This window comes from Streptomyces sp. NPDC093225 (genome assembly GCF_044753805.1).
Lineage (GTDB): Bacteria > Actinomycetota > Actinomycetes > Streptomycetales > Streptomycetaceae > Streptomyces.
Window position 1 is genome coordinate 175393 of sequence record NZ_JBIVNX010000012.1, and the last position, 10783, is coordinate 186175.

A 10783-nucleotide genomic window follows, 5' to 3' on the forward strand; every position below is an offset into this window, starting at 1 on the left:
CCCGAGCCGGGGACCGCCCTACGCCGCACCCGGCGCCCGGAACGTCGCCGCGTGGGCGGCCGCCTCGGCCGCGGCCCGCGCGGCGGCTTCCGGATCGACCAGCGGCAGCGGGTCGGAGGGCTCCAGGTCCGGGTCGTCGACCCTGAAGGTCCGCACCCGCCCCGGCACCCGCGAGCCCGGCTCCTCGAAGCGGACGGTCACCCGGCCGACCCCGCTGCCCTGCACCCACCCGGCCCCGTACACCGCGTGACGGACGTCACTGCCGGCGGCCCAGCGACGCTCCGGCGCACCCCCGGCCTCCGCCACCGGGACCTCGCTCCCCGGCGCTCCCGGACCCGCCGGCGGGCCCGGACGGGCCCCTTCCGCCCCGGGCCGCCCCGCGCCGCCACCCTCGGCCGCGCCGAGGGCCCCGGCGCCCCCGCCGGCCCCGTCCGGCCGAGCGGGCCCGTCCGACCCCTCGGCACCGCCGGGGCCGCCACCGGCCCCCGCCGCCCCGGCCGGACCCGCCCCGCCGGGCCCGTAGGACCCACCAGGGCCACCGGACGCACCCGACTCCGCGGACTCCGCCCCCGCCGCCTGCGCGAACAGGTCCTCCTGGGTGTAGTCCGCCAGGCCGGACACGCCCACGCCGAGGAGCCGCACGCCCCCCGTCGTGTCCACCGCCTCCAGCAGCCGCGCCGCGGCCTCCCGCACCACCGCCGGATCGTCCGTGGGCCCGCGCAGCGTCTCCGAGCGCGTCAGCGTGGAGAAGTCGAACCTCCGCACCTTCAGCACGATCGTGCGTCCCGAGTGCCCCGAGCCGCGCAGCCGCTGCACGCAGCGGTCGGCCAGCCGCTGGACCTCGTACTGGATGCGGACCCGGTCGTGCAGGTCGACGTCGAAGGTGTCCTCGACCGAGACCGACTTCGCGTCCCGCTCGGCCACCACGGCCCGGTCGTCCCGGCCGAGGGCCATCCGGTACAGCCCCACCCCGTGCGCCCGCCCGAGCAGCCGTACGAGCTCGTCCTCGCCGGCCTCGGCGAGTTCGCCGATGGTGGTCATCCCGGCCCGGCGCAGGTGCTCCCCGGTGGCCGGACCCACGCCCGGCAGCGTGCGGACCGGCATCGGCGCCAGGAGCTCCCGCTCGGCGCCCACGGGGATCAGCACCAGGCCGTCCGGCTTGGCCTCCTCAGAGGCGATCTTGGCCAGCATCTTGGAGCCGGCCAGCCCGACCGACCCGCTCAGCCCGGTCACCGCCCGGATGTCCGCCCGCAGCCGCCGACCGGCCGCGCGCGCCGAGGCCTCGTCGAAGGCCGCCCCACCGGCTTCCAGGTCCACGAACGCCTCGTCCAGGCTCAGCGGCTCCACCAGGGGCGACAGCCCGCGCAGCAGCTCCATCACCTGTTCGCTGACGGTTCGGTACAGGGAGAAGCGCGGCACGAGGTAGGCCCCGTTCGGACACAGGCGCCGGGCCTGCGCCATCGGCATGGCCGAGTGGACCCCGAACCGCCGCGCCTCGTAGGAGGCGGTCGCCACCACCCCGCGCGGGCCGAGTCCGCCGACGATCACGGGCTTTCCGCGCAGGCTCGGCTTGGCCGCCTGCTCTGCGGCGGCGAAGAAGGCGTCCATGTCCAGGTGCAGGATGGTCGGCGCGGCTCTCACGACCCTGATGCTGCCTCACGCCACTGACAACGGCTCGCACGCACGTCCGAGCCGAACCGGTTCTCGCGCGGCGGGGGCGCTCCCCCGCCGCGGCGCCCTCAGACCGCCCTGCTGTTGCGGCGCCGCGCCAGCTCGTCGGTCGGGTTGTGGCCGACCAGCGTCTCGCCGGTGTCCACGCGCTCGCCGTGCAGTTGCGACAGGGCGTGCTCCACGTCCCGCCACACCACGCCCACGGCGATGCCGAAGATGCCCTGCCCGCCCTGGAGCAGGTCCACGACCTCGTCCGGGGAGGTGCACTCGTACACCGTGGCCCCGTCGCTCATGAGCGTCATCCGCTCCAGGTCGGAGAAGCCCCGGTCCCGCAGGTGCTGGACGGCCGTACGGATGTTCTGCAGCGCCACACCGGTGTCCAGGAAGCGCTTGACGATCTTCAGGACGACGACGTCGCGGAAGCTGTACAGGCGCTGGGTGCCCGAGCCGTAGGCGGGCCGCACGCTCGGCTCCACCAGCCCGGTCCGGGCCCAGTAGTCGAGCTGCCGGTACGTGATGCCGGCCGCGGCACAGGCCGTGGGTCCCCGGTAGCCGATCTCCTCGGAAGGCCCTGCGCCGGGCGTACCGGCGGGCTCCGGCTGCCGCCGGGCGGCACCGATCACACCACCGTGGAGCGGGTACGGCCCGCTCTCCCCCGGACTACGCGCGGGGATGCCCCCGGTCGTACCGTCGCCGCTCGTTCTCACGCCGACCCTCCGTCCTTGACCTGCCATCTCGACGGTAGGCAGTCACCCGGGGTGCGTCAACGATCGCCACACTCGGCACGCCGAGTGATAATCACCCTGAGAGTGGTTTCCCGTACCCCTTCGCGGGGAAAGGCTACTCGAATGCCTTGGGAAACCATCGGGGAACGGGCCGAGCCGGACCGGTCGAAACCGGACGGACAATACGGGGCAGACGGCACGGAGCGTACCGACGCCCCGCGCCTCACTGACTGCCGGTGCCGAAGTCCTCGGGCGAGATCTGGTCGAGGAACTCGCGGAACTTCTCCACCTCGTCCTCCTGCTCGTCCGGGATCGCGATGCCCGCGTCGTCCAGCACGCCGTCACTGCCGTAGATCGGCGTCCCGGTGCGCAGCGCGAGCGCTATCGCGTCCGAGGGACGGGCGCTGACCTCCACGCCGCTGGCGAAGACGAGCTCCGCGTAGAAGACGCCCTCGCGCAGGTCGGTGATCCGCACCTCGCTGAGCTCCTCGCCCAGTGCCTCCAGCACGTCCTTGAACAGGTCGTGGGTCAGCGGCCGGGCAGGGGCCATCCCCTGCTGGGCGAAGGCGATCGCGGTCGCCTCGCCGGGACCGATCCAGATGGGAAGGTACCGGTCGCCTCCCACCTCGCGCAGGAGCACGATCGGCTGGTTGGAGGGCATTTCCACCCGGACACCCACAACGTCGAGCTCGTTCACACAGCAACCCTAGGACCTGGCGGACGGGTTTGGGTAGTCGGGCTCCCCCGAACCTGCCCGGCCCGCCCCGCGGCGCGGGCCGCGGTCAGTTCGGCCGCACCCCGAGCGCCGTGCGCACGAGCGCCTCGTGCAGGCGTACGGAAAGCCCCGCGAGCTCCCGTACGGTCGCCTCGGCGTGGGCCCTTGTCTGCGGGTTGCGGTGCCGCCGCAGCGGTGCGACGACCTGTTCGACCAGCCCCGCCTCGCGGTCGGCGGCGGCCTTCATGGCCCTCAGGTGCCGCGGCTCCAGGCCGAACCGGCCGAGATCGGCGACGAGGCGGGCCACCGTGACCGCCTCGACGTCGTAGCCGCCGCCCTCCGCCTCCGCGATCAGGCCGTACGACTCCCACTCCGCGAGCTGCACCTCGTCCACCTCGGCGGCGGCCAGCAGCTCGGACCGCCCGACCCGGGCCACCGTGGGCCGGTCGGCACCGCCGTCGACGACGCCGAGCACCGGGTCCAGGACCGAGTCGACGACCGTGTCCCCCTGCGGAGAGGGGGCCGGGATCCGCACCTGCTCGCCCCGGTCCAGGGCGTCCAGCTGCTCGCGGATCACCTTCAGGGGCAGGTAGTGGTCGCGCTGCAGCCGCAGCACGCGGGCCAGCCGCTCCACGTCCTGCGGGCTGAACTTGCGGTAGCCGGAGGGCGTGCGGTGGGGCTCGACGAGCCCTTCCGCCTCCAGGAAGCGGATCTTGGAGATGGTCACTTCGGGGAACTCGTCGCGCAGCAGGTTGAGCACCGTCCCGATGCTCACCAGCCGCCCGACCGAGCCGGCGGTGCCGTTTCCGGCACCGCCCGTCGGTGTACGCAGCATGGACCTTCCCTGGGGATACCCCCGGACCAGCGGTCCGGGGGTGGGGGTCCCCCCAGGCTGAGCCTGGGGGCGGTCAGATGCCTCGCTGGGACGCGTAGAAGACCAGCCGGTACTTGCCGATCTGCACCTCGTCGCCGTTGTTGAGCGCGACCGAGTCGATCGGCTCCCGGTTGACGTACGTGCCGTTGAGGCTGCCGACGTCGGCGACCGTGAAGCCGCCCTCCGGGCTCCGCCGGAACTCGACATGCCGCCGGGAGACGGTGACGTCGTCCAGGAAGATGTCGCTCTGCGGGTGCCGGCCCGCCGTCGTCAGCTCGCCGTCCAGGAGGAAGCGGCTGCCCGAGTTCGGTCCGCGCCGGACGATCAGGAGCGCCGAGCCCGGGGGCAGGGCCTCCACCGCGGCCTGCGCCTCGGGCGAGAGCGACGGCGCGGTGGGCTGACCGGTCACCTCCGCCTCGTAGGCCTCCAGACCCGAGATGGAGATCGTCGACGTGGTCTCCGACGCGCGCTCCGGCGTCAGGCCCGGCCGCAGCGGCGCACCGCAGTTCGAGCAGAAACGGCTGTCCTCGCCATTGCGGTGCCCGCACCTGCCGCACACCAACATGGACGGCTCCTCGCGCCGCGGCTGACCCGCGGAGGCATGGGTTTGAGTGGCGTACGGATCGGGGGCAAACCCTCCACCCGCACTTGAGGTTGACGCTTCACCGAAACCTATGCGTCCCGACCCGGCCGGGTCAACGGACGACGCGCCGGGGGCGCCCGCAGTGTCACCGGGGCCCGCGACCTCGTCGCGGAACAGCGGGCGACCGCCCTGCTCCTCCGCATCACCGGGCCGAGCGGCCCGGTGCTTGGCACCGCTGTCCTCGCGTGCCTTCTTGCCGAACAACTTCTCAAACAACTTCACGGGCGATTCCCCTTGACCGAAACAGACCCGCCCGTGGGGCAGGACGAACCCTGAACGCACACACCTGCCGACCCGGACATTCTCACAACGTCCGCACCCACCGGACAGTTTCCACCACGCACCGCTCGTTCGGTGCGTCGACCCCCCGCAAGCATCCGCCCACGTGAGCCGCTCCACACAGCACCCCACCTCATCACGATGACGACCGAGCGTAGTCAGGCTGCTTCGCTGCCCGCAAGGCGTCGACGACGATCTTCGGCGACCGCACCACCGTCGCGGTGGCCTGCTCCTTCTCCAGTGTCTGGATCACGCCACCGGGGATGTTGAGCGCGGGCTCCAGGTCCTGCGGCCTGCCGATCACCTTGAACTCGTAGGGCTGTGTGATCTTCTTACCGTCGACGGCGACACCACCCTCCGCTTCCGAGAAGTACGTATGGGCGACCACGCGGACGCCGTTCACCTGGATCGCCTCCGCCCCGGCCGCACGCAGCTCCTGGATCGCGTCCAGCAGCATGTCGGGCTCGACGAGCTGCTTGGGGTCCCCGACCCGCAGCGTGATGCCGGGCCCCTGGGCCGCGACCGTACCCGCGAGGATGCCGAGTTGGCGCTCCTTCTCGACGGTCTGCTTGCGGGCCTCCTCGGCCTGGTCGGAGCTGTTCTCCAGCTCCTTGCGCTGGTCCTCCAGGCGCTGCTTCTCGTCCTGCAGCCGCTTGGTGCGGCCGTCGAGCTCGTCGAGGATCCGGACGAGGTCCTCCTGGCGGGCGCCGCGCAGCGCGCTCGACTCGCTGTTGGACCGTACCTGGATCGCGAGACCGAGGCCGAGGACGAACAGGAGCAGGGCGACGACGAGTTGGGCACGGGTGATCCGCGGCGGCCACAGGCCGGCCGCCAGCCGGGCCCGGCCGGTGAGCTCCGGCCCGCCCTCGACCGGGGCCTGCGGCGCGGCGCCCGCACGGTCCTGGTGCCCGTCCTGCGGGCCGGCGGCGTCCCGGGCCTCCGGTCCGTCCTGCGGCCCGGCCGCGTCACGGGCCTGCGGCCCGGCGCCGGGTCCCGGCTCGGGCGCGGCCCCCGGGGCCGACGCCGGCTCAGGACGCTCCGGCCGCTCCGGCCGGTCCTGGGGCTGCGGCCCGGGCTGCGCGGCGCCCTCGCCCGTCGGCTCGTCGCCGGGAGTGGGATTGTGCGTACTCATCGGCCTCACGCCCGGAACACGTGCCGGCGGATGGCCGCCGCGTTGGAGAAGATGCGGATGCCGAGGACGACCACGACGCCCGTGGACAGTTGGGCGCCGACGCCCAGCTTGTCGCCGAGGAAGACGATCAGCGCGGCCACGACGACGTTCGACAGGAACGACACCACGAAGACCTTGTCGACGAAGATCCCGTCCAGCATCGCCCGCAGACCGCCGAACACCGCGTCGAGGGCCGCCACGACGGCGATGGGGAGATAGGGCTCGACCACGGCCGGCACCTCGGGCCGGACGAGAAGTCCGACCACCACTCCCACCACGAGGCCCAGTACCGCGATCACGATGCACCCTTCTTCGGTTCTGCTGTACGAACGATCAGGCTCGACGCGGCCGGCAGCCGTACGTCGCCCTCCTTGGAGACGCTGTAGCGGATGCCGTAGTTCTCCTGGAGCACGTGCAGGTACTGGCCGTCGGCGCTGTCCTGGAAGTCCGTGCTCAGCCGGTTCCTGTCCCCCACCGCGAGCACCTCGTACGGCGGCACCAGCGGCCGGTTGTCGACCAGTATCGCGTCACCGGCGGCCCGGATGGCCGAGAGTGCCGTCAGCCGCTGCCCGTTGATCGACACCGCCTCCGCACCGGACTGCCACAGCCCGTTGACGATCCGCTGCATGTCCCGGTCGCGCACGCGCCCGGTGTCGGAGAACCCGGCGCTCTCGCGCGGCCCGCCCCCCGCGGTGTCCGAGGCGCCCTTGGCGTCGTCCACCGTCAGCTTCAGCCCGGGACCGTGCACCTCCGTGGCGCCCGACAGCAGGGCCACCAGGTCGGCCTGGTCGCCGCCGTGCTCCTTGAGCGCCTGGCGCTGGCGACCGGCGACGTCCGACCGCAGCCGCTCGATGTCGTTCTCCAGGCCGTCGGCCGTGGCCGTGGCCCGCTCGACGCGGCTGATGAGCTCCTCGCGCTCCTTCGCGATCACGGGGGCCGATATCCGGGCCTGGGCCGCCCCCAGGGTGACGACCATCGCCGCGAGCACGAGCCCGCCGGCCAGGCCGAGCTTCGCCTTCAGGGTCCTCGGCAGGCCGGTCCCGCCCTCGGCGCGCCGGGCGGTCGCCTCGGCGTACCCCTCGTCGAGGCTGTGGTCCATCACGTGCGTCAGCAGCGACATGGAGGCGTCCGGACGCGCGGGCCGGGGGGCCGTGCTCCGGTTGGTGGGCGGCTGCGACATGCGGCACATCGTCGCACGTCGCGCGGGCCTACGCCGAATGGGCCCCCGAGGCGCCGGAACGGTGCGGGTGCACCGGCCCGGCCCCTCGGGGGCCCGCCCCGTAGGGGGTACGGGGGCTCAGTCGCGTCCGGCGCCCTCCACGACCGCGGTCCACTCGTCGAGCAGGGCCTGCGCCGATCCGTCGTCGGGGCCCTCGGCCCACAGGTGCGTGACGGCCTCGGCAGGGTCCGGCAGCACCAGCGCCCACCGACCGTCGGCCTCCACCACCCGCACGCCGTCCGTGGTGTCCACGGCCCGCTCCCCTGCCGCCTCCACGACCCGGCGCATGACCAGGCCCTTGACCGCCCACGGGGTGGCCAGGTCCCTCTTGAGGACATGGGCTCGCGGTATGCGGGCGTCGATCTGGCTCAGGGTGAGCTGGGTACGGGCGACCAGCCCGATCAGCCGGACGAACGCGGCCGCGCCGTCGAAGACGCTGCTGAACTCCGGGACGATCAGACCGCCCTTCCCGTCACCACCGAAGATCGTCGTCTCGGCCCGCCCGACCCTGGTGAGGTCGTCCGGCGAGGTGGTGGTCCACTCGACCTGGGTACCGTGGTACGCCGCCACCTGCTCGGCGATCCGGGTCGTGGTCACCGGCAGGGCGACCCTGCCGCTGCGCCGCTCGGCGGCCACCAGGTCCAGCATCACCAGCAGCGCCCGGTCGTCCTCGATGATCCGGCCGCGCTCGTCCACGAGCGAGATCCGCTCGCCGACGGGGTCGAACCGGACCCCGAACGCCGCCCGCGCGGACGCGACGATCTCGCCGAGCCTGACCAGCCCGGACCGCCGTGACTCGGCGGTCTCGGTCGGCCGGGACTCGTCCAGGCCCGGGTTGATGGTGAGGGCGTCGACGCCGAGCCTGCCGAGCAGGCTGGGCAGGACGAGGCCGGCGCTGCCGTTGGAGGCGTCGACGACGACCTTCAGGTTCGATTCGGCGATCCCCGTGGTGTCCACCCCGCGCAGCAGCGAGCCGGTGTACGAGTCGAAGACGCTGGACGGGAACTGCAGGTCGCCGATCTCGCCCGGGAAGGCCCGCCGGTACTCCTGGCGCGCGTACACGCGGTCGAGCTTGCGCTGGCCGCCCGCGGAGAGGTCCGCGCCCCGCTCGTCGAAGAACATGATGTCGACGGAGTCCGGCACCCCCGGGGTGGTGCGGATCATGATGCCGCCGGCGCTGCCGCGGGCGGTCTGCTGCCGGGCCACGGGCAGCGGTACGTTCTCCAGGTCGCGCACGTCGATGGCGCTGGCCTGGAGCGCGGAGATCACCGCGCGTTTGAGCGCGCGGGCGCCGCGGGAGTGGTCGCGGGCCGTGGTGACGGTGGCGCCCTTCTTGAGGGTGGTCGCGTACGCGCCGGCGAGCCGGACCGCGAGCTCCGGGGTGATCTCGACGTTGATGATCCCGGAGACTCCGCGGGCGCCGAACAGGTGCGCCTGGCCCCGGGACTCCCAGATGACCGAGGTGTTGACGAACGCGCCGGCCTCGACGGTCTTGAAGGGGTAGACCCGCACGTTGCCCTGAACGATCGATTCCTCACCGATCAGGCACTCGTCGCCGATGACGGCGCCGTCCTCGATGCGGGCGGCCCGCATGATGTCGGTGTTCTTGCCGATCACGCAGCCGCGGAGGTTGCTGTGCGGACCGATGTACACGTTGTCGTGCACCACGGTCTTGTGCAGGAACGCGCCGCTCTTGACGACCACGTTGGAGCCGACGACGGTGTGCTCGCGGACCTCTGCGCCGGCCTCGACCTTGGCGTAGTCGCCGATGTAGAGCGGGCCGCGGAGCACGGCGTCGGGGTGGACCTCGGCGCCTTCGGCGATCCACACGCCCGGGGAGATCTCGAAGCCGTCCATCTCGACCTCGACGCGCCCCTCCAGGACGTCGGCCTGGGCCTTCACGTAGCTCTCGTGGGTGCCGACGTCCTCCCAGTAGCCCTCGGCGATGTAGCCGTAGATGGGCCGGCCTTCCTTCATGAGCTGGGGGAAGACGTCTCCGGACCAGTCGACGGACACGTCGGGGTCGACGTAGTCGAAGACCTCGGGCTCCATCACGTAGATGCCGGTGTTGACGGTGTCCGAGAACACCTGCCCCCACGTCGGCTTCTCCAGGAACCGCTCGACCTGTCCCTCTTCGTCGACGATCGTGATGCCGAATTCCAGGGGGTTGGGCACCCGCGTGAGGCACACCGTGACCAGCGCGCCCTTTTCCTTGTGGAAGCGGATGAGGTCCGTCAGGTCGAAATCGGTGAGGGCATCGCCGGAAATCACCAGGAAAGCGTCGTCCTTCAGCGCTTCCTCGGCGTTCTTCACGCTCCCGGCGGTGCCGAGCGGCTTCTCCTCGTGGGCGTACGTGAGCTCCATTCCGAGCTCCTCGCCGTCGCCGAAGTAATTCTTGACGAGCGAGGCGAGGAACTGGACGGTCACGACGGTCTCAGTGAGCCCGTGGCGCTTGAGCAGCCTCAGTACGTGCTCCATGATCGGCCTGTTGGCCACGGGCAGGAGCGGCTTGGGCATGCTCGAGGTCATGGGGCGAAGGCGTGTGCCCTCGCCACCGGCCATCACGACGGCCTTCATGTCGGAAGGGTCCTCCTTGATGAGACGACGGTCCCGCCGATCACACCCCACCCGGACGGACAGCCCCACGGGTTCCACTGGAACTCCGAGGCGGGCTCAATCGGCCGCGGCGTCCGCCTTGACCAGGCGGCGGACCTGAACCACGTAAAGGATCCCTGCCCACCAGTAGAGGGTTGTACCCCATCCTGCGAACGCCCATCCGAAAACTGAGGCTGTCCACGCGAGCCATCCGCTGCCGTCACTCAAGAGCAGCAACGGGAAGGCATACATCAAGTTGAAGGTAGCTGCCTTCCCGAGGAAGTTCACCTGGGGCGGCGGATAGCCGTGCCTGCGGAGGATGAGCACCATCACGGCGAGCATCAGCTCGCGTGCGAAGAGTGCGAGCGTGAGCCACAGCGGCAGGATCTCCCGCCAGGTGAGGCCGATGAGCGTGGAAACGATGTAGAGCCGGTCCGCGGCGGGATCCAGCAACCTTCCTAGGTTGCTGATCTGGTTCCACCGTCGGGCGAGCTTTCCGTCGAGGTAGTCACTCACTCCGCTGAGGGCGAGCACGAAGAGCGCCCAGCCGTCCTGCTCCGTCAGGATGAGCCAGAGGAACAGGGGCACGCCGACGAGACGCGCCATGCTCAGGATGTTCGGAATGGTGAGGACTCGGTCCGTCTGGACCCGGGTCTCCTGGACCTCCACCCGGGGGCCTCCATGGGAAACGTATGAACGATGCCTCCTGACCCTACAGGAGAACGTCGGGGCCCAGAACGCAGGAAAGCCCCGCACCTGGAACTTTCGTTCCTGGTGCGGGGCTTTCCCACAATGATTGTTCGGCGGCGTCCTACTCTCCCACAGGGTCCCCCCTGCAGTACCATCGGCGCTGAAAGGCTTAGCTTCCGGGTTCGGAATGTAACCGGGCGT

The 10783-nt window shown here is 71.8% G+C and carries 10 protein-coding genes and 1 rRNA gene; all 11 read right to left on the reverse strand.

Features of this window, described 5'->3' with window-relative positions; genetic code table 11:
* Positions 1-18: 18 nt before the first annotated feature.
* Positions 19-1641, reverse strand: a complete 1623-nt coding sequence (locus tag ACIQCH_RS14385; protein ID WP_402580991.1) for a DNA polymerase IV — start codon at positions 1639-1641, stop codon at positions 19-21.
* Between the two features lie 98 nt (positions 1642-1739).
* A complete protein-coding gene (locus ACIQCH_RS14390; protein WP_402580992.1) occupies positions 1740-2378 on the reverse strand; it encodes a MerR family transcriptional regulator in 639 nt (212 codons plus the stop codon).
* Positions 2379-2619: 241 nt separating this feature from the next.
* Entirely contained in the window at positions 2620-3093 is a 474-nt protein-coding gene (locus ACIQCH_RS14395) for a bifunctional nuclease family protein (RefSeq protein ID WP_030200008.1), read from the reverse strand.
* Positions 3094-3178: 85 nt separating this feature from the next.
* A complete protein-coding gene (locus ACIQCH_RS14400) occupies positions 3179-3946 on the reverse strand; it encodes a MerR family transcriptional regulator (protein ID WP_402580993.1) in 768 nt (255 codons plus the stop codon).
* 73 nt (positions 3947-4019) lie between these two features.
* Positions 4020-4958 (reverse strand): FHA domain-containing protein, encoded by a 939-nt coding sequence (locus tag ACIQCH_RS14405; RefSeq protein ID WP_402581002.1) that lies wholly within the window; start codon positions 4956-4958, stop codon positions 4020-4022.
* 85 nt (positions 4959-5043) lie between these two features.
* A complete protein-coding gene (locus ACIQCH_RS14410) occupies positions 5044-6039 on the reverse strand; it encodes a DUF881 domain-containing protein (RefSeq protein WP_402580994.1) in 996 nt (331 codons plus the stop codon).
* Between the two features lie 5 nt (positions 6040-6044).
* Positions 6045-6377 carry a small basic family protein gene (locus ACIQCH_RS14415; RefSeq protein WP_003970459.1) on the reverse strand — a complete coding sequence of 111 codons (333 nt, stop codon included), beginning with the start codon at positions 6375-6377 and terminating at the stop codon, positions 6045-6047.
* Entirely contained in the window at positions 6374-7267 is an 894-nt protein-coding gene (locus tag ACIQCH_RS14420) for a DUF881 domain-containing protein (protein ID WP_402580995.1), read from the reverse strand. The genes ACIQCH_RS14415 and ACIQCH_RS14420 overlap by 4 nt, the downstream gene beginning before the upstream one ends.
* 108 nt (positions 7268-7375) lie before the next feature.
* Positions 7376-9874: a sugar phosphate nucleotidyltransferase gene (locus tag ACIQCH_RS14425; protein ID WP_402580996.1), complete on the reverse strand. Its 2499-nt coding sequence runs from the start codon at positions 9872-9874 to the stop codon at positions 7376-7378.
* Positions 9875-9970: 96 nt separating this feature from the next.
* Positions 9971-10561 carry a CDP-alcohol phosphatidyltransferase family protein gene (locus tag ACIQCH_RS14430; protein WP_030199995.1) on the reverse strand — a complete coding sequence of 197 codons (591 nt, stop codon included), beginning with the start codon at positions 10559-10561 and terminating at the stop codon, positions 9971-9973.
* Between the two features lie 129 nt (positions 10562-10690).
* Positions 10691-10783: ribosomal RNA gene (rrf, locus tag ACIQCH_RS14435) — 5S ribosomal RNA — on the reverse strand; the annotation flags it as partial.

Coding starts and splice junctions, on each gene's coding strand:
- ACIQCH_RS14400 (WP_402580993.1), bottom strand. CDS start 3,946: ATGCTGCGTACACCGACGGGCGGTGCCGGAAACGGCACCGCCGGCTCG.
- ACIQCH_RS14420 (WP_402580995.1), bottom strand. CDS start 7,267: ATGTGCCGCATGTCGCAGCCGCCCACCAACCGGAGCACGGCCCCCCGG.
- ACIQCH_RS14425 (WP_402580996.1), bottom strand. CDS start 9,874: ATGAAGGCCGTCGTGATGGCCGGTGGCGAGGGCACACGCCTTCGCCCC.
- ACIQCH_RS14410 (WP_402580994.1), bottom strand. CDS start 6,039: ATGAGTACGCACAATCCCACTCCCGGCGACGAGCCGACGGGCGAGGGC.